This is a genomic window from Olsenella sp. An290, from assembly GCF_002159535.1.
Classification (GTDB): Bacteria; Actinomycetota; Coriobacteriia; order Coriobacteriales; family Atopobiaceae; genus Thermophilibacter.
Map to the genome: position 1 here is coordinate 1 of NZ_NFIU01000011.1, position 24,616 is coordinate 24,616.

Here is a 24,616-nt window from a genome sequence, read left to right on the forward strand (position 1 = left end):
GACCCCGACCCCGCAGAAACCAACCCGACTTCTCCCGAGGAGTGATCGCATATGCAGCCCGTACTCAACACCGAGGATGTCAAGTGCGTCGAGGTGGCGCTCACGCGTGAGGGAGTGAGCGTCTCCGAGCTCATGCACCGGGCGGGGTGCGCCGCCGCGCAGGAGGTCATGGAGCTGGGCGACGCCGAGAGCGTCGTCGTGCTCGTGGGCCTGGGGAACAACGGCGGCGACGGCTGGGTCGCCGCGGAGGCGCTCCACGCGCGCGGCCTCAACGTGACGGTGGTCTCGCCGATCGAGCCCGACCAGCTCTCCGGCGACCTCGCGCGCCAGGTGGCGCAGAGCGCGCTCAAGGCGGGCATCGAGCCCGTGGTGGGTCCTTCTCGCGATGAGCTCGAGGGGCTTCTGTCGACGGCCGACGTGGTGCTCGACTGCATGCTCGGGACGGGCTTTCACGGCGAGGTCCGCGCCCCCTTTGACATCTGGATCGAGTGCGTGAACGGCTGCGGGGCGCGCGTCATTGCCGTCGACGTGCCGAGCGGCCTCTCCGCGCAGACGGGCCTTGCCGCAAAGACCTGCATCGTGGCGGACATGACGGTCACGATGCTCGCCCTGAAGCCGGGCCTTCTCGCCGATGACGGCCGCGACGTGTGCGGCGCCATCGTGGTGGCCCCGCTCGCCGAGCAGACCGGCCGGCTCGTGGTGGATGCCGACCCCGTGGCCTGGCGCACCGACCTGGCCGACTACCTCGACGTCCTGCCGGCGCCCACGACGGCCGTGGACAAGTTCTCCCGCGGCTCCGTGCTCGTGGTGGCCGGCTCGCGCCGCTTCCCGGGAGCCGCCATCATGGCGGCTCGCGCGGCCGCGCGCATGGGTGCGGGCTACGTGACCCTGGCCATCCCGGCCTCCGCGGCCTACGTTGCCCAGAGCCACCTGCTCGAGATCCCGGTGGTCCCGCTGCCCGAGGACCCCGACGGCGTGGTCTCGAGCGAGGCCGCCGAGATCGTGTCCAAGCTCGCCGCGCGCTCCTCGGCCGTGCTCGTGGGCCCGGGCCTGCGCGTCACGGGGGGCTCCTCCGCCGTGGTCTCGGCGCTGCTCCAGGCGGAGGTGCCGCTCGTCGTCGACGCCGACGGCCTCAACTGCCTGGCGCGCCTCACCAACAACTGCCTGCCTGAGTTTCCCGAGCTCACGCGCCGCGCCGCCCCGCTCGTGCTCACCCCGCACCGCGGCGAGCTCGGCCGCCTCGTGGGCCAGCCGGACAACCCGCCCGTCTCCCTCGTGGAGCAGCTCGAGGCCGCGCGCAAGATCGTGTGGGCCGACGGCGGCTCGGAGCTTGTCGTCGTGACCAAGGGCACCGCGACGGGCTGCGTGAGCGTGGAGCAGGCCGTGATGCCCAAGCCGGGCCCCGCGGCGCTCGCCACGGCGGGCTCGGGCGACGTGCTCGCCGGCATGATGACGGCGGCCCTCGCGCAGCGCGCGGGGGAGGACGTGGACCTGGCGCTGCTCGCCGCCTTCGTGTGCGAGGTCCACGGCTACGCGGGCTCGCTCGCGGCGGAGCGCGTGGGCTCGCACGCCGTCATGGCCTGCGACCTCATCGACGTCATCGGACTTGCCTCCGACGCCGTCGAGGAGCACGCCACGTACCCGACGGACCCCGAGGAGGACTAGTCCGGCCCAGGCCGGGGGAGGAGCCGCTGGCTCATGGAGAGAGACAGGGTGAGGAGCCCGGAGAGCCGCTGGGCGTGGGTCGAGGTGGACCTTGCCGCGCTGCGGAGAAACACCGCCGCGTTCAGGCGCCTCATCGGGCGCGGGACGCAGATGATGTGCGTGGTCAAGGCGGATGCCTACGGGCACGGCGCCGTGGCCTGTGCCAAGACCATGCGCGCCGCCGGTGCCGACCAGTTTGCCGTCGCCACGGTGGCCGAGGGCGTGGCCCTGCGCGAGGCGGGCATCGAGTGGCCCATCCTCATCCTCTCCGAGCCGCCCGTCGACTGCGTGCGCACGCTTGTGGAGCACGACCTCATGCCCTCGGTCTACACGGCCGACTTTGCCCTCGCCCTAGGCGAGGCCGCGGCGTCCGCGGGGCGCGTGGCCCGCTACCACCTGGCGCTCGACACGGGCATGACGCGCATCGGCGTGCGCCGGGGCGACGTCGTCGAGCTGCGCCGCACCATCGACTTTCACCGGGGCCTCGAGTGCGCGGGCACCTTCACGCACTTCGCGACCGCCGACGTCCCCGACGACTGGGACTTTGCCCTCCAGCTCAACCGCTTCCGCGAGTCCGTGGAGGCGCTGCGCGGGGCGGGCCTGGAAACGGGGCTCGTCCACTGCGACAACACGCCGGGCACGGTCATGCACCCCGAGTGCCGCTTCGACATGTGCCGCGTGGGCATTGGCCTCTACGGCCTGCACCCCGCCGACGTCACGCGGGTGCGCCTGGAGCTCGAGCCCGTGATGAGCGTGCGCGGCCGCGTGACGCGCGCGGTCTACCCCAGCGTGGGCGACGGCGTGGGCTACGGGCTCACCTGGCGCGTGCCCAAGCAGAACATCCAGGTCGCCACGGTGCCCATCGGCTACGCGGACGGCCTCGCGCGCGAGCTCTCCAACAACATGGACGTCCTGGTGGACGGCTGCCGCTGCCGCCAGGTGGGCAACATCTGCATGGACCAGTTCATGTTCGCGGTGGACGTCAACAGCGCCCGTTCCTATCGCCCGTCGCGGCCGGTGGAGTACGGCGACGTGGTCACCCTCATCGGGTCCGACGGCGACGAGCGCATCACCGCTGACGAGATGGCCCGCCTGAGAAACACCATCAACTACGAGGTTGTCTGCGACTTTGGGATGCGCCTTGAGAAGATCTACACCTAGCGCCGGCACGCGCCGCGCGACCGCCGCGCAGAGAAGGGGGCTCGACCTCATGTCCGTCATGTACATTCCCGGGCACGACCACCAGGGGCCGCGCGAGGTCTCCCTGCAGGAGATTCGCGACCTCATGGGCAACTGCCAGCTCTGCCCGCTCGGCGCCACGCGCACGAACCTCGTCTTTGGCGTGGGCAACCCGCACGCGCGCGTCATGTTCATCGGCGAGGGCCCCGGGCGCAACGAGGACCTGCAGGGCGAGCCCTTCGTTGGGGCGGCGGGCAAGAAGCTCGACTCGCTGCTCGCCTGCGCGGGCCTCACCCGGGACGAGATCTACATCGCCAACGTGGTCAAGTGCCGCCCGCCCGGAAACCGCAACCCGCGCCCCGAGGAGATCGAGGCCTGCGCGCCCTTCCTGCGCGAGCAGATCCGCTCCATCTGGCCGGACGTGATCGTGTGCCTGGGCAACTTCGCCTCGCAGTTCGTGCTGCGCACCAACGCCGGCGTGACCACGCTGCGCGGCCGCCTGCACCAGACGGGCCACTTCGTGGTGTGCCCCACGTTCCACCCCGCGGCCTGCATCTACCACTCCGAGTGGCAGCCCCTGCTCGAGGAGGACCTTGCGATGGTGGGGGCCTGGCTCGCGGAGCATCCCGCGGGCTCGGACGCCGCCCAGGGAGGTGCGCGATGAGCGAGAAGAGCTTCCGCACGACCTCGCGCGAGGAGACGATCGCCCTGGGGGAGCGGCTGGGGCGCGTGCTCGCCGCCGGCGACGTGCTCGTGCTGACGGGCGACCTTGGCGCGGGGAAGACCCAGCTCACCAAGGGGATCGCCGCCGGCATGGGCGTGACCGACGACGTCACGAGCCCCACCTTCACCATCGAGATGGTCTACGAGGGTGCGGGGATGCCGCTCTACCACTTTGACCTCTACCGCCTGGACTCGCCCGAGCAGCTGGAGGACACGGGCATCTTTGACGTGCTCGGCGCTGACGGCGTGTGCTCGATCGAGTGGGGCGAGCAGTTTGCCGAGGAGATCGGCGACGCGCGCGTGGACGTCTTCGTGACGCGCCTCGACGATGAGGCCGCGCCGGGCGAGGAGCCCCCGCGCGAGGTGCGCCTGGTGGCGCACGACCCCCGCGGCGAGGAGCTTCTCGCGAGTCTCTGACGGGGCCTGCCAGGTCACGGGCCGCAGGTTCTTCTCGCCCGCGCCCTCCAAAATTGAGAGAAATTCTCAGTTGATATTAACTCTCAATATGCTAGAATCTCCTCAGCGAGAGGGGAGGGGACATGCCAGCACGAAACACGGTTCAGCGCCAGGTCATCGAGGAGACGCTGAGGTCGCTGGCCAACCATCCCACCGCCGACGAGGTCTATGACGCCGTCCACGCAGAGCACCCCAGCATCGGCAAGGCCACGGTCTACCGGACGCTGGGCAGGCTCTCCGACGAGGGGACGATAGGCCGCGTGCGCATCAACAACGGCGCGGACCGCTTTGACCATCGCACGTTTTCCCACTACCACGTGCGCTGCGTGCGCTGCGGTCGGGTGGACGACGTGATGATCCCCCTTCTGGGGGACGTCGACGAGGCGGCCGCTCGCGCGTCGGGCTATCAGATCTGTGGTCATACGCTGCAGTTTGATGGCATCTGCCCCGCGTGCCAGGCATGCGGGGAGGAGCGGGGCTAGGCATCTCCGGCCCAGGCGTCGCCCGGGCCGCGTGCATAGGAGAGGACGGCGGAGCTGAGGGGCTCCGCCACCTACGCGACAACAAGGAGGTTTCACGATGGACAAGTGGGTCTGCAAGGTCTGCGGTTACATCTACGAGGGCGCCGAGCCGCCGGCGGAGTGCCCGGTCTGCAAGGCTCCCGCGAGCCAGTTCGAGAAGGTCGAGGGTGAGCTCAAGCTCGCCGCCGAGCACGAGTACGGCATCTACGCCAAGACCGTGAAGGACAACGCCGACATCTCCGACGAGGACAAGGCCTACATCCTCGAGCAGCTCAAGGCCAACTTCACCGGTGAATGCTCCGAGGTCGGCATGTACCTCTGCATGGCGCGCATCGCTCACCGCGAGGGCTACCCCGAGATCGGCCTCTACTGGGAGAAGGCCGCCTACGAGGAGGCCGAGCACGCCTCCAAGTTCGCCGAGCTGCTGGGCGAGGAGCTCGAGCCCAACATGAAGGCCGACACCAAGGCCAACCTGGCCTGGCGCGTTGACTGCGAGTTCGGCGCCACCGCCGGCAAGACGGAGCTCGCCGCCTGCGCCAAGAAGAACGGCCTCGACGCCATCCACGACACCGTCCACGAGATGGCTCGTGACGAGGCCCGCCACGGCAAGGCTCTCAAGGGCCTGCTCGAGCGCTACTTCGGCTAATGGCTGGCCGGCCGAGGAAGAAGGCCGCCGGATCTGCCCGATCGAAGAAGGTCAAGCCCTCGGGGCCCGTGCCGTGCGCGGTGCTCTGGGGGCTTGACCCCTCTTCCGAGAGGGGCGCGGCGGTGCGGGCGGTGCTGCGCGAGATGGGCGTGGTGGCGCGCACGGCGGGGTACGAGCGGCTGGGCGACGCGGCGGGCGCCTTCGCGCGGCTGCCGGGATTCCGGCCGGCGCCGGTGCCGTTTGCGGGGCCGGAGCCGTCGGTGGGGGAGTTCGTGCTGCTCTGCGGGCTTACGGACGCGCAGGTGAACGAGTTTCTGGCGCGCTCGCGCGAGGCGGGGTGCGTCGTGGACGCAAAGGCGCTGATCACGAAGGTCAACCGCGCCTGGCCGCTCGCGCAGCTGATCGAGGCCGTGGCCGAGGAGCACCGCCAGATGGGGTCGGGTCAGGCTGCGGGCGCGCCGGGGCCGGGTGCGGGGCCGGAGGGCGCGGAGGGCGCGGCGGAGTAGGCGGCCGCTGGCGCGCCCGAGCCCGTTCCTGTCCTGTCGATGTGCCTGGCGCGGTTCTTCTCGCCGGGCCCGACCTTGGTTCCTCTTGCGGGTGCGCTCGGGCGTCTCGCCCCCTCCCGCGCGGCCGAGCTCATATCCTTTGCGTGGTTGGCCGCGGTCGGCTGCGGGCTGGCCTCGACCGCGTGGGAAGACAACGACATTGGGTGTTTTGGCCCCTCGCGTATCTCCTGAGGACGATTTCGTGCGGTTTTGGAACGGTATTGGGTCAATGGTTTTATATCAACGCAAAGAATCAGCCCAATCTTGCCCTCATTTTTGACCAAATTGCCGTGTTATCGCCGGTATTGGGTAGGGGGTTTGATGTGTTGGGGATTCTCATATCAAACCGTTGACCCAATACCGTCGCGCTCGGCTGACCGGGCCGGCACGCGCCGCCCGGCACGCCCCCCGGCGTGCACGCCGCCCCGGACCAGCGCGCGAACTGCGGGAGTACGGGCCCGTGCCGCTCGCGCTACACTAGACGGGTTGAAATCCCGACCGAGAAGAGCCGCCCATGAGCGAGAAGAACCCTGAGGCCGTCGCGCCCTCTGCCGAGAAGATCGTCCTTGCGCTGGACACGTCCACGGACATGCTGGCGTGTGCCGTCGGGCGCGTGGGCGCGGACGGCTCCGTGACGGTGCTGGCCGCGCGCGACCATATGTGTCGCCGCCAGGCCAACGTGGAGCTCGTGACCACGGCGCAGCAGGCGCTCGCCGATGCGGGCCTTGCGATGGGCGACCTCGACGCCGTGCTCGTGGGGCGCGGTCCGGGCTCGTTCACGGGCGTGCGGATTGGCATCGCCACGGCCAAGGGCCTGGCGTGCGGCGCGGGCCTGCCTCTGTACGGAACTTCCGCGCTCGACGCGATGGCGTGGTCGGCGCATGCCGGCGGCGCGCGCGGCACGCTCGCGGTGGCCGGCGACGCCATGCGCGGCGAGGTCTACCCCGGCATCTACGAGCTTGACGAGGCCGGCGCGCACCGCACCTTTCCGGCCGAGACCGTGCTCAAGGCGGATGCCTGCGTGGCCGCGTGGGCCGGTCGCGCGGACGCCGCCGAGCTCACGCTCACGGGAAACGGCCTGGCCAAGTACCGCGCGCGTTTTGAGGCCGCGGGGCTCGCGTCCTTCTCGCCCGAGGAGGCGTGGTATCCCACGGGCGAGGGGCTGCTCCGCGCGGCGGTGGAGGCCGGCGTGTTTGACGGCGCCGCGGCCCAGCCCGGCGACCCGGCGCTGGTGCTTCCCATCTACACCCGCCTCTCTGACGCCGAGGAGGCGGAGCGCACGCGCCTGGGCCTCAAGAAGCCGGCGACCGTGGAGCTCACCGGCGTGGATGACGCGCTCGCGGGGATCCACCTGCAGCTGCGCCCCATGACGGTGAACGATACCGCCGCCGTGGCCGCGCTCGAGGCGGCGGCCTACGAGGGCTCCGCGCACACGCCGTGGACCGAGAAGATGTTCTACGAGGAGCTCTCCCAGCCCGGTCGCAGCTGGTGGGTCGCGCACGACCAGGGGACCGTCATCGGATTTGCGGGCGGCGTGCTTGCCGGCGCCGACTTTGAGATCGAGGAAGTTGTGGTGGACGCGTCGCGCCGGCGCGAGGGCATCGCCACGCGCCTCGTGGCGCGCGTTGCCTACGACGCGCAGATGCTCGGCGCGAGCACGATCTCCCTCGAGGTGGACGAGAAGAACGAGCTCGCCCGCGCCCTTTACGGCGCGCTCGGACTCGCGGAGGAGGGCCGTCGTCCGGGCTACTACCCGGCAGCCGCCGGCGAGCCCGCGCACGATGCGCTCATTCTGCGCGCCCCGCTGCCGCTCGCGGCGGACGCCGTGATCGCGACCGGCCGCCCGGAGCCCGCCCCCTCCATCCGCCCATGGCCCATCGTGCCCGCGCCGCGCAGCGACGAGGCGCGCGCCGCGCTGGCCGCCGCCGGTCCGCTCATCCTTACGATCGAGTCCTCCTGCGACGAGACCGCCATGGCCGTGACGGACAGCCATGGCGTCGTGTGCGCGAGCGTCGTGGCCACGCAGATCGACTTCCACGCGCGCTTTGGCGGCGTGGTGCCCGAGATCGCCTCCCGCAAGCACACCGAGGCCATCGTGGGCGTCTTCGAGGAGACGCTTGCACGCGCCGGCGAGCACTTCGGCGTGGACACGCTGGCGCCTTCGGACCTCGCGGCCGTGGGCGTCACGGCGGGCCCTGGCCTCGTGGGCGCGCTCGTGGTGGGCGTCGCGTTTGCCAAGGGCCTCTGCGCGGCCGCTGACCTGCCGCTCATTGCCGTGCACCACCTCGAGGGCCACCTCATGGCCAACCTCTTCGAGACGCCGGACCTCGAGCCCCCCTTCGTGGCGAGCATCGTCTCCGGTGGCAACACCATGCTCGTCCACGTGCGCGCCTGGGGCGACTATGTGCTCCTGGGCGCCACGATCGACGACGCTGTGGGCGAGGCCTTCGACAAGGTGGCCAAGGCGCTCGGCCTGGGATACCCCGGCGGCCCCGTGATCTCCAAGCTCTCCGCACAGGGCAACCCGCGCGCGATTCACTTCCCGCGTGCGATGATGCACAGCGGTGACTACAGCTTCAGCCTCTCCGGCCTCAAGACGGCCGTCATCACCTACATCGAGGGCGAGAACCGCGCCGGCCGCGCGATCAACCTGCCCGACCTGGCGGCGAGCTTCGAGGCCGCGGTCATCGACGTGCAGGTGGCCAAAGCCGTGACGGCCGTGGAGGAGACCGGCGTGACGGACTTCTGCGTCGGTGGCGGCGTGGCGGCCAACCCGGGCCTGCGCGCGGCGTACAAGAAGGCGCTCGAGAAGCGCGGCGTGCGCGTGACCGTGCCGCCCATGCGCGCCTGCGGCGACAACGCGGCCATGATTGGCATCGCGGCGCTCAGGAGCTACAACGCCGGGTCCTTCTCGCCGCTCACGCTGGACGCCGACCCCAACGCCGCCCTGGGCACCTGGTCCACCCCCGACGCCCCCGTCCCTCCCGTGTGGGAGTGATGTGACGAAGGGACAGTCCCTTCGTCACATTTTGCGAGAGGTGGATGCGGGGTGAGAGAAGGGGTGCGATGTACTTCCGGTACGGACAGGAGGAGACGGACTACCTCAAGGCGCGCGATCCGGTGCTCGGCGAGCTGATCGAGAAGATCGGCCCCGTGCGCCGCGAGGTGGACCCTGACGTCTTTTCTTCCGTGGTGCACCACATCGTGGGCCAGCAAGTCTCCACTAAGGCGCAGGCGACGATATGGGCGCGCCTGCAGGAGCTCCTGGGTACGGTGGACGCGGCGCACGTGCTTGCGCGTACCCCTGCTGAGCTGCAGTCTGTTGGTATGACCTTCCGGAAGGTGGACTACATACGGGAGTTTGCGCGGTGCGTCTCGGACGGCGAGTTCGATCTTGCCGCAGTGGCGGTGATGCCGGACGAGGAGGCCATTGCGGCACTTTGTGCGCTACCAGGCATCGGACGCTGGACGGCGGAGATGATCCTGCTCTTCTGTCTTGAGCGTCCCGACGTGCTGGCCTTTGATGACCTGGCAATCCAGCGTGGCCTGCGCATGGTCTACCATCATCGCAAAATCACGCGCAAGCTCTTCGAGAAGTACCGGCGTCGCTACAGCCCCTACGGCAGCGTGGCCAGCCTCTATCTTTGGGCCGTGGCGGGCGGCGTCATCCCCGGAATGCGCGACTATGCGCCCAAGACCAAGCCATCGTTGGGAAAGGTGTGACATGCATACCTGCGACCACGAATCCCCGCTGGGAAAGATGCTGCTCGCGGCCGACGACGCCGGGCTCACGGGCGCATGGTTCTACGGTCAGCGCTCCTTTGCGCGCGGGCTGGAGGGTGCCGAGAAGGACGCGGAGACAGGCGAGCCCGCCGACTCGCCCGTTCTTCTCGCCGCACGTTGCTGGCTGGACGCGTACTTCGCAGGAGAGCGTCCGGGCGTGGCCGACGTCCCGCTGGCGCCGCGCGGCACCGCGTTCCAGCGTCGCGTGTGGGACGCGCTTCTCGCCATCCCGTACGGGGAGACGCGCACGTACGGCGAGCTTGCGGCTGAGCTGGGGTCGTCGCCGCGTGCCGTCGGCGCCGCCGTGGGCAGGAACCCCGTCAGCGTGATTATCCCGTGCCACCGCGTCCTGGGCGCGGGCGGCTCTCTCACCGGCTACGCCGGCGGCCTCGAGCGCAAGCGAGCCCTTCTCGCGCTTGAGCGGGCCCATGCGCCGGAAAGGCCGCACGGGGCATACGTAAACTCGCTTTTTCGGAAATTCTAGTTTGCGCGTTCTCGAGCTCGCGGTTTTTGATGCGTAAACGAGAAAAACAGTGTAATTTGACCGGGAATCTGGGTTTACGCGTTAAAAACTTCAAATCAAATCACGCGTAGCCAAAGGTTTCCGAAAAACCAGATTGCGCGTCCCCGAACTGCCGAACCGTGCAAAAGTGCCTGTCCCCCTTGCACGCAGGCCGTGCAAGGGGGACAGGCACTTTCGCACGCCTAGCACGCACCGGACCCGCACATGAGCTCGATGATCGTGCGGTCGGTCTCGCGCATGCCCTGAGCGGCCAGAACGCCCACGTTGCGGATCGTGTTCTCCACGCCCTTGACCACGATGCCGTCGCCGCCAAAGAACTGCTTGCCCTGCCGCTGCATCTGCATGCCCAGAAGGCCGGCCTCCACCGCGCTCGCGATCTTGGCCGCGCAGCTCGCCTTGGCGCCGTCGCAGACCATGCCGGACTCGATGGCGATGGCGTTGACCACCGTGTGCGCCACCTCGTCGGCGCGCCCGCCGTAGAGGTAGGTGATGCCGGCCGCCGCGCCCGCGCCCGCGCTCGTGGCGCCGCAGTAGGCGGAGAGCCGGCCTATGCCGGTCTTGAGGTGGATGGTCACCAGGTTGGACACCACAAGCGCGCGCAGCAGCTCCTCGTGCGCCACGCCCAGCTCCTGCGCGTACACGATCACGGGCACGCTGGCCGTGAGGCCCTGGTTGCCGCTGCCGGAGTTGATGACCACGGGCAGCTCGCAGCCGCCCATGCGCGCGTCGGAACCGGCGGCGGCCCAGGCCTTGGCGCGGTTGGCCACGCCGTCGCCGTACGCCTCCAGGAGCACCTTGCCAATGCCCGCGCCCCAGCCGCCCGTGAGCCCCTCGCGCGCGATGGCCACGTTGCAGGCGATCTGCCGGCCCAGGACCTGCTTCACGTCCTCCAGGTCCACCGCGCCGGCAAACTCGACGATCTTCTCGACAGAGAGGAGGCTGCGGTCCGCCCCGGAGTCCTTCTCGCCCGCGCCCTCCTCGAAGGGCTGGTCGAGAAGAACCTCGCCATCACGCTCCACGCGGATGACGTTGGTGTGCGAGCCGGCGATCTCGCAGAACGCCGTGTGGCCGCCGCCGGAGACGCGCACCTGGATGTCGAAGATCCACGGCCGCTCGCTCGGCGTCACGGTGACCTCGTGCGTGGCGAGAAACGCGCGCATCTCCTCGACCTGCTCGGGGGTGACGCCGGCCAGGACCTCGAGCTTGGCGTCCGCGTTGCCCGCGACCACGCCTGCCGCCGCGGCCGCCTCGATGCCGCGCGCGCCGCCCGTGTTGGGCACGACGACGCTCTTCACGTTCTTGATGATGTTGGAGGAGGCGGCCACGTCCACGCGCTCCGGCGCCGCGCCGAGCGCGCTCCGCGCGAGCGCGGCGCAGTAGGCCACGGCGATGGGCTCGGTGCAGCCCATCGCGCAGACGAGCTCCTCCTCGAGGATGGCGACGTAGGCGTCGTAGGTCTCCTGGTCCATGGGATCCCTTCCCGACGTGCAAGGGGGACAGGCACTTTTGCACGCCCCGGAAGCGTGCAAAAGTGCCTGTCCCCCTTGCACGCTCACCCGTTACGGCGGTGTTTCCCAGTAGTCTATCAGCTCGCGGTCCTTCTCGACCCGCGGTATTCTTCTAGCGTGCGCGTAACTTTCTCGCATCGGGTGTGCCCGCTTGCAAGGGGGAGGGGAATGGGTCCCCTCCGGTTGCGTCGCGCGGAAGGGGATTACCAAACAGGGAAAGGAACCACCATGAAGGCCACCCCGCACGTGTACGTATCTGACAGAGTCTCTCGCCGCGACTTCCTCAAGCTCTCGGGCCTCGTGGCGGGCATGGGGGGCGTGATGGTCCTTTCCGGCTGCGGTCCCGCCGCGCAGGAGCCCACCGCCGACGCCTCGGACGAACCGGCCGCCGACGCCGCGTCCGACGGCGCCGTCACGCTCGGCGACGGCACGACGCTGCGCGTGGGCATGGAGGCGGCCTACGCCCCGTACAACTGGCAGGTCTCCGAGGAGTCCGAGTACACCATCCCCATCGAGAACGTCTCCGGCGCCTTTGCGGACGGCTACGACGTGCAGGTGGCCAAGATGATCGCCGAGGGCCTGGGCATGGAGGCCGTGGCCGTGAAGCTCGACTTTGCCGGCCTCATCGACGCGCTCAACAACGGCCAGATCGACATCGTCTGCGCCGGCATGTCCGTCGACCCGGAGCGCGCCCAGTCCGCGGACTTCTCCGACTCCTACATCGACGACGACATCGTCATGATCACCACCAAGGACTCCGCCTACGCCGGCGCCACCACCTTCGCCGACCTCGCCGGCGCCTCCGTCCTGGGCCAGGCCGCCACGATGTACGACACCGTGATCGACCAGATCCCCGACGTCAACCACATGACGCCGGCCGAGACCGTGCCGCTCGTGGTCCAGGGCCTCACCAACGGCACCTGCGACATCATCACCTACTCGATGCTCTCGGTGCCCAAGCTGCTGGAGACCTACCCCGACTTCGTGGAGCTCGAGATGACCGACAAGTTCGAGGGCTCCGTCATGCCCGACAACGCGGCCATCGCCAAGGGCCAGGATGCTGCGCTCGAGAAGATCAACGAGATCATCGCCGGCATCCCGGAGGACGAGCGCCAGCAGATGTGGAACGACTGCATGGACCGTCAGCCGGCCTAGGCCTGGTGCACAACAGCGATCTGCCTTGGAACGGGGCGGGGGCGCGGGCCCTCGTCCCGTTTGGGGCGAGAAGTACGAGGGGTTTGCATGAGAAAACTGCGTGACTTCGTGGCGGGCGACCACCGCTACGTCCTTCTCGGCACGTCCGCCGTGGCTCTGGTGGGCATGCTGCTCTCCAGCTCGCCGCGCCCCGCGATGAGCTTCCTGGCCCAGGCGTTTACCGTCGAGCTGGTGATGTACTACTTGCTGGTGGCGTGGCTCGTGGTGAGCGCCGCGGCCCTGGTGCTCAAGCTCGCGCACTGGCGCAGCTACGGGACGACGTCGCCCTTCGTGAGGCCGGCCGCCCGCCGCGCCCTGCGCTACGGCTCCTACGCGGTGTGGGCGATCGCGCTCGTGCTCCTGGCTGACCGCGGGGTCATGGGCGTCGCGTCCGCGTGGCAGGCCGCCGCCGCTGCCTCGGCCCGCCCCCAGGACGACATGCTCCAGGGCATCCTCTACATCCTCCAGCACGACCACCAGACCTTCACCACGGGCCTCGCGACCACCGTTGAGCTGGCGGTCTTTGGCACCGTCTTCGCCTTCTTCCTGGCGCTGCTGCTGGTCTTTGCGCGCATCCAGACCGTCGACCGGCCGGACAACGACTTCGTGCGCTTCTGGAAGAGGCTCGGCTGCGGCTTTGCCAAGGCGTACAGCACCGTGATCCGCGGCACGCCGATGATGATCCAGGCCATGATCATCTACCCGGCGATCTTTGCGCTCTTTCGCGGCACGGGCATGACCACGACGGAGATCAACGGCCTCTGGACGCCGTTTCTCGGCGGCCTCGTCACCATCACGCTCAACTCCACCGCGTACATGATGGAGGTGCTGCGCGGCGGCATCGAGTCCGTCGACCGGGGTCAGACGGAGGCGGCGCGCTCGCTCGGCCTCTCCCAGTGGCAGGCCATGCGCAAGGTGGTCTTCCCGCAGGGCATCAAGTTCGCGATCCCCGGGCTCTCCAACGAGCTCATCATCAACATCAAGGACTCCTCGGTCCTCTCGGTCATCGGCACCTTCGAGCTGGCCTTTGCGAGCACCACGGCAACCGGCGTCTACTACAACCAGCTGCAGCCGAGCCTCATCTCGGCGGTGGTGTACCTCTTCCTCACGATGGTGGCGTCCTGGCTGCTCGGGAAGTTTGCCAAGCACTTTGACGTCAAGCCCGAGCCGGTGGGGAGCACGTCCGACAAGAACCTCGTGGGGGAGGAGTAAGCATGGCCGAGAAGAACGTCACGACCGCCGGCGCCGCCGGAGCCGGCGCCCGCTTCGCCGAGCCCATGGTCCGCATCGAGGGCCTGCAGAAGAGCTTCGGCGACCTGGAGGTCCTGCGCGACATCAACCTTGACGTCATGCCCGGCCAGGTGGTCACGATCATCGGCGCCTCCGGCTCCGGAAAGTCGACGCTTCTGCGCTGCATCAACCTGCTCGAGACGCCCGACGCCGGCCACGTGTGGTTCCACGGCGCCGACCTCGCGGCCGAGCACGTGGACGTGAACCGCCTGCGCGAGAAGATCGGCATGGTGTTCCAGGGCTTCAACCTGTTCAACAACATGAACGTGCTCGACAACTGCACGCTTGCGCCCGTGACCCTAAAGAAGATGAAGAAGGCCGAGGCCGAGGAGGTCGCGATGCGCCACCTCGAGTCCGTGGGCCTTGCGGACTTCGCGCGCGCGGACGTGAACAACCTCTCCGGCGGCCAGAAGCAGCGCGTGGCCATCGCGCGCGCCCTCTGCATGCAGCCCGACCTCATGCTCTTCGACGAGCCCACCTCGGCGCTCGACCCGGAGATCGTGGGCGAGGTCCTGGAGGTTATGCGGCGCCTGGCCGCCGAGGGCATGACGATGGTCGTGGTCACGCACGAGATGGCCTTCGCCAAGAACGTCTCCGACGAGGTCGTCTTCATGGACAAGGGCGTCATTGCCGAGAAGGGCGCGCCGTCCAAGATCTTCTCGGCACCCGAGCACCCGCGCACCCGCGAGTTCCTCGCCCGCTACCTCGAGGGGTAGCGTGCAAAGGGGACAGGCACTTTTGCACGCCGTCCTGGGGTCTGAAGGGGTATAACATCTCCCATCAACAAGGCGAGGGGAGGGGCTATGCCCAGATTACCAAGACGTGTTGCAGAATCTGGCTTTTACCACGTAGTTCTCTACGCAAACGGTCGGCAGAACCTCTTTGAGGAAGACGCCGACCGTTTGGCTTTTCTTGACATGTTCGTGGAAGCTGCGCGCAAGCACGGCGTCAGCATTCTGGCATGGTGTCTCATGGCAAACCACATCCACCTGCTTCTCGAGGACCCGGACGACTGCCTGAGCGAGCTGATGCGCTCCCTTGCCACGCGCTACGCCCAGCGCTTCAACAGGCGAGGGGGTCACGCAGGGCACGTGTTTCGAGGGCGGTTCTACAGCAGCCCCGTCGAGGGCGAGGCCTATCTCCTCGAGGCCATGCGCTACATCCACAACAACCCCGCGAAGGCCGGCATCTGCGCGGCGGAGGACTATCCGTGGAGCAGCTACCATGAGTACGCCGGCGCTCCCGACCGCACCGGCACCGGGCGCGCCGGCACCGGGCGCACCGGCGCTCCCGACCGCGCCGACACCGACCGCCCCGGCGTTCCCGACCGCACCGACACCGGGCTGCTGCTCGAGATGCTCGGCGGCCGCGAGGCGTTCGTCAGGTTCTCGAGCTCTTCCGAGCGCGTCCGCTACCGCCCGCCGGCCCGGCCAAGGCTCGCCGACGCCGCGGCGGAGGAAGTCGCGCGCGAGGTTTTGGGCCCACTGACGGCATCGGAGCTCAAGGGCCAGGAGCAGGCCCGGCGCAATGCGCTACTCTGTGAGTTGCGGGAGGCGGGGCTGTCCGTGAGGCAGATCGAGAGGCTCACGGGCATTGGCCGCGGCACCATCACAAGAGCAACGACGTAGCGTGCAAAGGTGCCTGTCACTTTTGCACGCCGTTCACGGAGGAGGCAGGATGAGGGACGGGTTCGTCAAGGTGGCGGCGCTGACGCCGGAGGTCCGCGTGGCGGACGTGAGCTTCAACGTGGGCGCCTGCACGGCGGCGGTCCGCGAGGCGGCCGCGCAGGGAGCCGCCGTCATCGTTCTCCCGGAGCTCGCCATCACCGGCTACACCTGCGAGGACCTCTTCTGGCAGGACGCGCTCGTCCGCGCCGCCGACGCCGGCCTCGCCGACCTCGCCGCCCGCACGGCGGACCTTGCCGCCCTGATTCTCGTGGGCGTGCCCGTGCGCGCCAACGGAAAGCTCTACAACTGCGCCGCCGCCCTGAGCGCCGGGCGCCTGCTCGGCCTTGTCCCCAAGACGCACATCCCCACCTACCACGAGTTCTACGAGGGCCGCCACTTCGTTCCCGGCCCGGCGGACCCCGTGGCCGTCTCGTTTGCCGGCAAGAAGAACGTGCCCTTGGGCACCAACCTGCTCTTCTCGTGCGCGGAGCTCCCCGAGCTCGTGGTGGCCGCGGAGATCTGCGAGGACCTCTGGGCGCCTGACCAGCCCTCCGTCTCCCACGCGCTCGCGGGCGCCACGCTGATCTGCAACCTCTCCGCCTCGAACGAGCTCGTCGGCAAGGCCGACTACCGCCGCGACCTCGTGCGCGGCCAGAGCGCCCGGCTCGTCTGCGGCTACCTCTACGCGAGCGCCGGCACCGGCGAGTCCACGCAGGACGTGGTCTACTCCGGGCACGACCTCGTGTGCGAGAACGGCCGCGCCCTCGCCGAGGCCGCGCCCTTCGGCTGCGGCCGCGCCATCTCGGAGGTCGACGTCCGGCACCTCGTCGCCGAGCGCACCCGCATGTCCACGTTTACGTGCGCGGCAGCGCCGGAGGAGGCGGGTTACGCGTGCCTGTCCTTCTCGCTCGGCGAGGGCGCCGCGGAGCGCGAGACCTCGCTCACCCGCTGGGTGGACCCGCACCCCTTTGTGCCGTCCGACGCGCACCGCCGCGCGGAGCGCTGCGAGGAGGTCTTTGCCATCCAGGCCCACGGCCTCGCCAAGCGCCTCGCGCACACGCACTCGCGCCGTGCGGTGATCGGCCTCTCGGGCGGGCTGGACTCCACGCTCGCCCTGCTCGTGTCCGTGCGCGCCTTCGACCTGCTCGGCCTTGACCGCGCCGGCATCGTGGCCGTGACCATGCCCGGCTTTGGGACCACGGACCGCACCTACAACAACGCCTGCGAGCTCGCCCGCACCGTGGGGGCCGAGCTGCGGGAGATCGGCATCGCCGCCGCCGTGCGCCAGCACTTTGCCGACATCGGCCACGACGAGGCCGTCCACGACGTCACCTACGAGAACTCCCAGGCCCGCGAGCGCACGCAGATCCTCATGGACGTGGCCAACCAGGAGGGCGGCCTCGTCATCGGCACCGGCGACCTCTCCGAGCTGGCCCTTGGCTGGGCCACCTACAACGGCGACCACATGTCCATGTATGCGGTCAACGCGAGCGTGCCCAAGACGCTGGTGCGCCACCTCGTGCGCTACGTGGCTGACACCTGCGGGGACGAGGCCGAGAAGAACGTCCTGCTGGACGTCCTTGACACCCCGGTCTCCCCGGAGCTTCTGCCCGCCACGGGCGACGGGCAGATCGCTCAGAAGACGGAGGACCTTGTGGGCCCCTACGAGCTGCACGACTTCTTCCTCTACGAGGTGCTGCGCCGCGGGACCAGCCCGGCCAAGGTCTACCGGCTTGCCCGCCATGCGCTGGGCGAGAAGTACGACGACGAGACGATCCTCGCCTGGCTCAAGGTCTTCTACCGGCGCTACTTTGCCCAGCAGTTCAAGCGCAGCTGTCTGCCTGACGGCCCCAAGGTGGGCTCGGCGGCCGTGAGCCCGCGTGGCGACCTGCGCATGCCTTCGGACGCCTGCTCCGCCCTCTGGCTCTCCGAGCTCGAGAGCCTGTAGCGTGCAAGGGGGCGTGCAAGGGGGACAGTCACTTTTGCACGCATGGGGCGGCGTGCAAAAGTGACTGTCCCCCTTGCACGCCCCCTTGCACGCCTACCGTACGGTGATACGTACTCGATGCGGTCGCTGCCGGACCCAAAGGTCGCGCGCACGGCATAGCGTCGTCCGGGCTCCACTTCAAAGGCGAGCTGGCCGTTCTCGTAGGTGGAGGGAACCTCGTCGCCCAGCGAGTCGGCGGTGTCGAGCACGGGACGGACCCGCCGGAAGAGCAGCGAGTCCAACGCCGATTCCTCGCGCGGCTCGACCTCCTCCCAGTCGCGCACGTAGGCGGTGATCGGCGTCACGTCAAAGCGCACGGTGACGGGGGTGCTCCCGGCCATGTCCAGCTGCGCCAGCTCACTCGCGTCCAGCCGTTGTGGGCCAACCTGCACCAGCTGCCTTGCGTAGCGCTGGCCGTTCGCGGTGTAGCTCCAGTCGTAGCTGCCAAAGGTGAGCGTGAGCTCGTTCTCGGCGCCATTGGCGCTGAGGTGCGCCTCGGGGCCGTTGGCCTCCGGGATGGCCGGGTGCGGCAGCATGGCGCACGAGACGATCGTGGCGACAAAGATGGCCACGACCGCCACGATGACGATGGCGCGAGCAGGAACAGCTCGACCGTCTCCCTGTCGTGCATGCGGACCCCCCGTCTGGGCGCCTCCCGGCGTCCAACTTTTCGTCCGCACCCCCCACTCGAAAAAGGTTGGGTACTTTTTTGAGGGACCGTCGAGTAGCCCTCTGATCGGGCAGGCTCCTGAGCTGGTGTTTATCAGAATAGAAACAAAATCGTACTCAGGGGTCCCGTGAAAAAGTACCCAACCTTTTGTGGGCGACCGCCGCGCGGCCCTATGCCGTGAAGCCGTAGGTGACGGTGCCGTCCTCAAAGGCGACCTCGGCGGCGTAGCGCGCCCCCGGCTCGGCGGTGAAGCGCACCTGGCCGTCCTCGAGCGCAACGTCCACGGCCGTGCCGCCGGCGTCGAGCGAGCCCTCGTCCCAGGACGTGACCGAGGCATCCGTGGCGTCAAACTCAAAGGTCATCGTGACCTCGGTGGGCTCGGAGAGCGTTGCGTCGGGCAGCTCGCCCACCGCGTAGTCCGTGACGGCCGGTGCGTCCACGGCGATGGTCCTGCGCGTCTCGGCGGGCCCGTAGCTCCACTCGTAGCCGCAGGTCAGGGGCACAAGCGAGACCACCGCCTGGTCCGTGCGGTACTCCACCAGGGCGGAGGCGGGAGCCGCCGGGTCGCGCGGCGCCCAGATCTGGCTTACGAGGTCCTGGTACTCATCGGCGTCCTCGGGCGCGCCTTCGTCTATGAGCTCCACGCTCGTGATGCCTGGGTACTGCGCGGGGTAGCTCTCCAGCATGATGCCGTTGCCGGTCACGCGCACGACGTTGCCGGGCGCAAGCTCGGGCGTGCCGGCGGGAAGGGTGGGGAAGTAGGGGGCCTCGGTGTCCCGGTCCACAAAGAGGACCTCGTCGCCCTCTGCGCGGACGACGAGCGCGGTGCTCACGAACGCGTCGCCGGGGGCCTCCCCGGCCTGCTCCTCCGCGTCAGTGCCGCGCCCGTCCGTCTGTGGTGTCGTCTGCGGCGTGCAGCCCGCGCCTCCCAGCACGGCGACAAGCGCAAGCGCGGCGAGCGTGGTCGGGATGGCCTGGGTTCTCATGGCGTCCTCCGGGTGGGTTCGTTGCGTTAGAAAAATGCTACCCGTGCCGGGCCCTGGCCTTGCGTGTCGGTCGGCGGGCGCACGAGAAGGGCCCGTCCTCCGGGCGGCGTTGCGCGGCTCCCCTTCTCGCCCGGCGTCCTCTGCGCACGAACGCCTCAGAAAATCTAAGTGCGAGTTGGAAGATTTTTTTACGCGAGGTGGTATAAGTCACGTCGGCTGGGTATGATTCTGAACGTTGGATTGGGCGGTGCAAGACTCCACCCGCACCGCAGGAACGCCCGAACGGGCGCAAAGAAGGAGGTTCTTGAAGATGACCCTGAAGCCGCTTGGTGACCGCGTCCTCGTGAAGCCCGCCCCCAAGGAGGAGAAGACCTCGACCGGTCTCTACATCTCCAGTGGTGCGCAGGAGAAGCCGCAGCGCGGCCAGGTCGTGGCCGTGGGCGCCGGCAAGGTGAACGAGCACGGCGAGCGCATCGCCCTCGACGTCAAGGTGGGCGACGAGGTCTACTACGGCAAGTTCGGCGGCAACGAGGTGAAGATCGACGGCGAGGACTTCCTGCTGCTCCGCGCCGACGACATCTACGCCGTCATCGAGGACTAGCTTCCGACGTGGAAAGGGGACAGTCCCCTTTCCACATTCACCAGCAGCGTGCAAAGGGGACTGTCCCCTTTGCACATCGGAAAGGACAGAGAGAAATGGCCAAGGACATTCTTTTCGGCACCGACGCTCGTGCCAAGCTCGCCAAGGGCGTCAACACCCTCGCTGACGCCGTGACCACCACCATGGGCCCCAAGGGCCGCTACGTGGCCCTGCAGCGCTCCTACGGCGCCCCCACCATCACCAACGACGGCGTCTCCGTTGCCAAGGAGATCGAGCTCAAGGACCCCATTGAGAACATGGGCGCCCAGCTCGTGAAGGAGGTCGCCACCAAGACCAACGACGCCGTGGGTGACGGCACCACCACCGCCACGCTCCTCGCCCAGGTCATCGTCAACGAGGGCCTGCGCAACGTGGCCGCCGGCGCCAACCCCATCGCCATCCGCCGCGGCGTCGACAAGGCCGTGAACGCCGTCGTCGAGGAGATGCGCAAGAACGCCCAGGAGGTCTCCACCAAGCAGCAGATTGCCTCCGTCGGCACCATCTCCGCCTCCGACCCCGAGATCGGCAACAAGATCTCCGACGCCATGGAGGTCGTGGGCAAGGACGGCGTCATCACCGTCGAGGAGTCCCAGACCTTTGGCATCGACATCGACACCGTCGAGGGCATGCAGTTTGACAAGGGCTACATCTCCCCGTACTTCTCGACCAACAACGAGACCATGACGGCCGAGCTCGACTCCCCCTACATCCTCATGACCGACCAGAAGGTCTCCAACATCCAGGACATCCTGCCGATTCTCGAGGCCGTCCAGAAGCAGGGCGCGCCGCTGCTCATCATTGCCGAGGACGTTGACGGCGAGGCCCTGGCCACGCTCATCCTCAACAAGCTCCGCGGCGTCCTCAACGTCTGCGCCGTCAAGGCCCCCGGCTACGGCGACCGCCGCAAGCGCATGCTCGAGGACATCGCCGTGCTGACCGGCGGCCAGGTGGCCATGAAGGAGCTCGGTGTCCAGCTCACCGACGTCACCGCCGAGATGCTCGGCCGCGCCAAGTCCGTCAAGATCTCCAAGGACGACACCACCATCGTGGGCGGCGCCGGCTCCAAGGAGGCCATCGACGAGCGCATCGCGCAGATCAAGGCCGAGTACGAGGTGACCACCTCCGACTTCGACAAGGAGAAGCTCCAGGAGCGCCTTGCCAAGCTCGCCGGCGGCGTGGCCGTCATCAAGGTGGGCGCGGCCACCGAGGTCGAGCTCAAGGAGATCAAGCACCGCATCGAGGACGCCCTGCAGGCGACCCGCGCGGCTGTGGAGGAGGGCATCGTCGCCGGCGGCGGCGTGGCGTTCCTCGCTGCCACCAAGGCGCTCGACGCCGTCGAGACCGCCGACGCGGACGAGAAGATCGGCGTGGAGATCATCCGCAAGGCCCTCGAGGCGCCCGTGAAGACCATCGCCAACAACGCTGGCTTCGAGGGCTCCGTCGTGGCCGAGAAGATCAAGGGCCTGCCCGCCGGCCAGGGCCTCGACTCCGCCACCGGCCAGTACGGCGACATGATCGAGATGGGCGTGCTCGACCCGGTCAAGGTTGCCCGCGTGACCCTGCAGAACGCTGCCTCCGTGGCGTCGCTCATCCTCATCACCGAGGCCACCGTCTCCGACGAGCCCAAGAACACCACCATCGAGGAGGCCATCTCCGCGGCGGCTGCCCAGGGCGGCCAGGGCGGCATGTACTAGGCTCAAGGTCTGACACGCGCTAGTCGGCGCCCCCGACCTTCCTACGAGAAGTGCTCTTCGAGAAACTTCTCTCCGGAAGGTCGGGGGCGCCTTCTCGTTTCAAGCCTTGAAGGTCCTCGGCCGGGGTTGCGGGGGGCTCAGCCGCGCTGCCGGGTGAGCTCGATGGCCTCCTTGCCGCTTACGTGCTCCGGCACCAGCTCGAGGATGCAGAGCGCGCGCCAGAAGCGGTCGATCTCTGCCGCAACGCCCTCGGCGCTCTCCTCGGGGCAGTACTTCTGGGCCAGGAGCTCCGCCGCGGCGCGCCGCCCGGCGTCGTCCTCGACCACGCTCGCCCGCCCAAAGACGATTACGCTGCGGAAGTAGGTCGTGTACTCCTCGGGCACCACGCGGTCCTGGTCCACCACGCAAAACGAGACGCGGGGCTCGCGCGCGATGGCGTCGAGCTTGTGCCCCGCCTTCGCGCAGTGAAAGTACAGCCTCCCGTTTGCGTAGACGTAGCTGAGCGGTACCGCATACGGGTGCCCGCCATCGCCGAGAACCGCGAGCACGCCCGAGCTGCCCCGCTTAAGCACCGCCTCGCACTCCTCTGCCGACAGCGCCTGCCTCTTGCGTCTCATCTCACGAAACATGTCAGCCTCCAATCATGAGGGCCCTCGCACAACCGCTGGTTGTTCTCGCTGGTAAACAGGTAGAATGGTAACTCGTTAGATGGTTGGTGGAACTCAACCGGGGGAGATGTCACAGTGGGAGCCGCGCGCAGAAGCCCGAGGAAAGGACCAACCATGGACGAGAAGAACGAGACGCTGGGACGGCGCATCGCGCGGCTGCGCCTGGAGCACAGCATGACGCAGGAGCGGCTCGCCGGCGAGCTGGGCGTGACGCCGCAGGCGGTGAGCAAGTGGGAGAACGACCTCAGCGCGCCCGACATCTCGCTGCTGCCGGCGCTCGCCAGGACGTTTGGCGTGAGCGTGGACCAGCTTTTGGGCGTGGCGCCCATCGTGCGCGCCGTCGTGCCGGCGCAGGCGGCGGCTCCCGCGGAGCCTGGCGCCGCGTTCGAGCCGGAGCCGGAGCCCGCGCCGCGCCCTGACCGCGACGCCCGCCCGCACACCCTGCACATCCAGCTGCATGATGGCGACGACGGGAATGACGTCAACATCAACGTCCCCTTGGGCCTGGCGGACATGGTGCTGGGTGCCAGCAGGAAGGCTCCCGGCGCCATCAACCTAAACCTTGGCGATGCCGGCGTTGACCTGGACCTTGTCTCCGAGGCGATCAAGCGCGGCGAGAGGGGCACGCTGCTGGACATCGACGACGGCGACGGCGACCACGTGACCATCACGCTGGAGTAGCGCGCGGGCCTGGGGGAGGGACGACGTTGGACAAGGGGTACGCGGCAGGCATCACGGGCATCGCGCGCCTTGACGAGGCAATCGCGCGCATCGTTGGCGCGGCGGTCGCCGACGGTCTGTGCGAGGCGGCTCTCCTCAGGGGCTCGATCGCCCGCGGAGACGCGGACGAGTTCTCCGACATCGACCTCTATCTCGTCGTCTCTCCCCAGAACCGCGACGCCGTGCTGGGGCGGCGCGAGAAGTACCTCGCCGCGTACGGCGACGTCGTGTTCGTCGAGGACGTCGACTTTGGCCTGCCGCAGAAGGTGGCCATCTTCTCCGACGCCCTCCACGTGGACCTCTACGTTGCCGAGCCCCAGCAGGTTGGCAGCCTTGACCCCGTCGTTGCGGTATACGACCCGGCGGGCCACTTCGGGAGCGTGTCGCCTGCTCGCCCGGACGTGACGGACGAGGAGCTCTGCCGGCACTTCTCGTCCGTGCTCTACTGTCTCGTCGAGGCGAGTTCCGCCTATGGCCGCAGGAACAACGCCTGGGCGGCAAAGATCATGAGCGACGCGGTGGGGGAGCTCTCCGTGCTGGTGCGCAGCCTCTACGACCGGCGCTACGCGTTTCTTGGCCTGAAGAAGCTCAACGAGGTGGTTCCTGCGGAGGACTACCGGCTGTTTGAGGATGTCTATGCCTGCGTGGGGCGCGGTGACTTCCCGGAGGCGGCCCGGACTGTCCTGAGCGTTCTTGATGCGTTTCTTGCCAACGCGGACGAAACCCTTGCGCCCCATCTGGACACGCGCTTTCTCGCGTGGGCCAAGCTGAGCCTGGGCACCCTGCTCTTTGCGGAGCGCAGGAACGTGCTGGTGGCGGACGTGCCCATCACGAGCCCGCGCACGTACGAGGAGTTCCGCGCGTCGCTCGAGGACGGGACCGTCATCGGAACCGCCTTTGTCGAGGCTGACGAAGAGGCGCCGCGCATTCCCTGGTGGCCCGACCACAAGATCGTGCCCGGCACCAAGACGCCTGCGGAGCTGCGCGCCTGGCTCGAGGGGCATCTCGACCTGGAGCCGGAGCCGCTGGAGGGCGTCTCGCAGGCCCGTCTTTGGGCCATGCGCCACAACATCGAGACCGGTCTCGGAATCGATGGCTCCGACCTGGAGTTTGTTGCCTACCGCATCCTGCCCACGGAGCGCAACGCGCCCTATCTGGAGGACGTGCCGCAAAACTGTGTCGGCGAGCCAGAGCCCGCGATCGCCCTCATGGAGCTTGGAACGGGCTTCGTCGACCTTCAGTGCCCCCGCCTCTTCCACGAGTACGTCGTCGCGCGCGGCGTCAGCCATGAGGACCTCACGGAGAAGACCGTGAACCTCCAGGACTACCTCTTCCACCTCCGCAGCCTCGAGGACCCCGGCTGGAAGTAACGACCTTATTGTGTCGTCTGCGCCCTTCGGTGGTTTCAGACGAGAGGAACCTCTCGACAGCAAAAAGCCCTCCCGGTTTCCTAAGAGGAAGTTCCGCGAAGCGCACTTCCTCGTGGAAACCGGGAGGGCCGTCTGTTACAGC

Annotated in this window: 22 protein-coding genes; 19 read left to right on the forward strand and 3 right to left on the reverse strand. The window is 68.6% G+C overall.

The window, feature by feature from the left end; all coding sequences use genetic code 11:
* The first annotated feature begins 51 nt into the window (after positions 1 to 51).
* The 10 genes from B5F84_RS06910 (at position 52) to B5F84_RS06955 (ending at position 10,041) form a co-directional block, all read left to right on the forward strand.
* Positions 52 to 1,665, forward strand: a complete 1,614-nt coding sequence (locus B5F84_RS06910; protein WP_087322169.1) for an NAD(P)H-hydrate dehydratase — start codon at positions 52 to 54, stop codon at positions 1,663 to 1,665.
* 33 nt (positions 1,666 to 1,698) lie between these two features.
* A complete protein-coding gene (gene alr / locus B5F84_RS06915; protein WP_087322171.1) occupies positions 1,699 to 2,865 on the forward strand; it encodes an alanine racemase in 1,167 nt (388 codons plus the stop codon).
* 49 nt (positions 2,866 to 2,914) lie between these two features.
* Complete coding sequence (locus tag B5F84_RS06920) at positions 2,915 to 3,547, forward strand: uracil-DNA glycosylase (protein WP_087322173.1); 633 nt, start codon at positions 2,915 to 2,917, stop codon at positions 3,545 to 3,547.
* Positions 3,544 to 4,023, forward strand: coding sequence for a tRNA (adenosine(37)-N6)-threonylcarbamoyltransferase complex ATPase subunit type 1 TsaE (tsaE, locus tag B5F84_RS06925; protein ID WP_087322175.1), 480 nt, complete (start codon positions 3,544 to 3,546; stop codon positions 4,021 to 4,023). The genes B5F84_RS06920 and tsaE overlap by 4 nt, the downstream gene beginning before the upstream one ends.
* A gap of 122 nt (positions 4,024 to 4,145) precedes the next feature.
* Positions 4,146 to 4,544 carry a transcriptional repressor gene (locus B5F84_RS06930; protein ID WP_087322177.1) on the forward strand — a complete coding sequence of 133 codons (399 nt, stop codon included), beginning with the start codon at positions 4,146 to 4,148 and terminating at the stop codon, positions 4,542 to 4,544.
* A 97-nt stretch (positions 4,545 to 4,641) separates the two neighbouring features.
* A complete protein-coding gene (locus tag B5F84_RS06935) occupies positions 4,642 to 5,229 on the forward strand; it encodes a rubredoxin-like domain-containing protein (RefSeq protein ID WP_072373344.1) in 588 nt (195 codons plus the stop codon).
* Positions 5,229 to 5,735 carry a DUF3783 domain-containing protein gene (locus B5F84_RS06940; protein WP_087322180.1) on the forward strand — a complete coding sequence of 169 codons (507 nt, stop codon included), beginning with the start codon at positions 5,229 to 5,231 and terminating at the stop codon, positions 5,733 to 5,735. Before B5F84_RS06935 ends, B5F84_RS06940 begins: the two co-directional genes overlap by 1 nt.
* Positions 5,736 to 6,288: 553 nt before the next feature.
* Positions 6,289 to 8,772 (forward strand): tRNA (adenosine(37)-N6)-threonylcarbamoyltransferase complex transferase subunit TsaD, encoded by a 2,484-nt coding sequence (gene tsaD / locus B5F84_RS06945; RefSeq protein ID WP_087322182.1) that lies wholly within the window; start codon positions 6,289 to 6,291, stop codon positions 8,770 to 8,772.
* A gap of 68 nt (positions 8,773 to 8,840) precedes the next feature.
* Positions 8,841 to 9,497: a DNA-3-methyladenine glycosylase gene (locus tag B5F84_RS06950; RefSeq protein WP_087322184.1), complete on the forward strand. Its 657-nt coding sequence runs from the start codon at positions 8,841 to 8,843 to the stop codon at positions 9,495 to 9,497.
* 1 nt (position 9,498) lies between these two features.
* A complete protein-coding gene (locus B5F84_RS06955; RefSeq protein WP_087322186.1) occupies positions 9,499 to 10,041 on the forward strand; it encodes a methylated-DNA--[protein]-cysteine S-methyltransferase in 543 nt (180 codons plus the stop codon).
* Between the two features lie 221 nt (positions 10,042 to 10,262).
* On the opposite strand, the gene B5F84_RS06960 is transcribed toward B5F84_RS06955, so the two are convergent.
* Positions 10,263 to 11,549, reverse strand: a complete 1,287-nt coding sequence (locus B5F84_RS06960) for an L-serine ammonia-lyase, iron-sulfur-dependent, subunit alpha (protein WP_087322188.1) — start codon at positions 11,547 to 11,549, stop codon at positions 10,263 to 10,265.
* Positions 11,550 to 11,816: 267 nt separating this feature from the next.
* On the opposite strand from B5F84_RS06960, the gene B5F84_RS06965 reads away from it, so the two are divergent.
* From B5F84_RS06965 to B5F84_RS06985, 5 genes are all read left to right on the forward strand, one after another.
* Positions 11,817 to 12,743 carry a transporter substrate-binding domain-containing protein gene (locus B5F84_RS06965; RefSeq protein ID WP_143786070.1) on the forward strand — a complete coding sequence of 309 codons (927 nt, stop codon included), beginning with the start codon at positions 11,817 to 11,819 and terminating at the stop codon, positions 12,741 to 12,743.
* A gap of 87 nt (positions 12,744 to 12,830) precedes the next feature.
* On the forward strand, positions 12,831 to 13,994 hold the full coding sequence (locus tag B5F84_RS06970; RefSeq protein ID WP_087322190.1) for an amino acid ABC transporter permease: 1,164 nt from the start codon (positions 12,831 to 12,833) through the stop codon (positions 13,992 to 13,994).
* Positions 13,995 to 13,996: 2 nt separating this feature from the next.
* Positions 13,997 to 14,788, forward strand: a complete 792-nt coding sequence (locus tag B5F84_RS06975) for an amino acid ABC transporter ATP-binding protein (RefSeq protein WP_275531504.1) — start codon at positions 13,997 to 13,999, stop codon at positions 14,786 to 14,788.
* A gap of 87 nt (positions 14,789 to 14,875) precedes the next feature.
* Positions 14,876 to 15,700: a transposase gene (locus tag B5F84_RS06980; RefSeq protein WP_087322192.1), complete on the forward strand. Its 825-nt coding sequence runs from the start codon at positions 14,876 to 14,878 to the stop codon at positions 15,698 to 15,700.
* Between the two features lie 49 nt (positions 15,701 to 15,749).
* Positions 15,750 to 17,687 (forward strand): NAD(+) synthase, encoded by a 1,938-nt coding sequence (locus tag B5F84_RS06985; protein WP_087322194.1) that lies wholly within the window; start codon positions 15,750 to 15,752, stop codon positions 17,685 to 17,687.
* An 879-nt stretch (positions 17,688 to 18,566) separates the two neighbouring features.
* Here the strand turns inward: B5F84_RS06985 and B5F84_RS06990 are convergent.
* A complete protein-coding gene (locus B5F84_RS06990; RefSeq protein WP_087322196.1) occupies positions 18,567 to 19,382 on the reverse strand; it encodes a hypothetical protein in 816 nt (271 codons plus the stop codon).
* Positions 19,383 to 19,692: 310 nt separating this feature from the next.
* On the opposite strand from B5F84_RS06990, the gene groES reads away from it, so the two are divergent.
* Positions 19,693 to 19,983: a co-chaperone GroES gene (gene groES / locus B5F84_RS06995; RefSeq protein WP_087322198.1), complete on the forward strand. Its 291-nt coding sequence runs from the start codon at positions 19,693 to 19,695 to the stop codon at positions 19,981 to 19,983.
* 95 nt (positions 19,984 to 20,078) lie between these two features.
* Positions 20,079 to 21,716: a chaperonin GroEL gene (gene groL / locus B5F84_RS07000; protein ID WP_087322200.1), complete on the forward strand. Its 1,638-nt coding sequence runs from the start codon at positions 20,079 to 20,081 to the stop codon at positions 21,714 to 21,716.
* 137 nt (positions 21,717 to 21,853) lie between these two features.
* Here the strand turns inward: groL and B5F84_RS07005 are convergent, their stop codons facing one another.
* The gene (locus tag B5F84_RS07005; RefSeq protein WP_204205527.1) at positions 21,854 to 22,333 is read right to left on the reverse strand and encodes a pyridoxamine 5'-phosphate oxidase family protein; all 480 of its coding nucleotides are present in this window, start codon (positions 22,331 to 22,333) and stop codon (positions 21,854 to 21,856) included.
* 165 nt (positions 22,334 to 22,498) lie between these two features.
* Here B5F84_RS07005 and B5F84_RS07010 point away from each other — a divergent pair, with 165 nt between their 5' ends.
* Together B5F84_RS07010 and B5F84_RS07015 are read left to right on the forward strand one after the other, a co-directional pair.
* Positions 22,499 to 23,065, forward strand: a complete 567-nt coding sequence (locus tag B5F84_RS07010) for a helix-turn-helix transcriptional regulator (protein ID WP_087322204.1) — start codon at positions 22,499 to 22,501, stop codon at positions 23,063 to 23,065.
* A gap of 26 nt (positions 23,066 to 23,091) precedes the next feature.
* Complete coding sequence (locus tag B5F84_RS07015; RefSeq protein WP_087322206.1) at positions 23,092 to 24,474, forward strand: nucleotidyltransferase domain-containing protein; 1,383 nt, start codon at positions 23,092 to 23,094, stop codon at positions 24,472 to 24,474.
* The last annotated feature ends 142 nt before the right edge of the window (positions 24,475 to 24,616 follow it).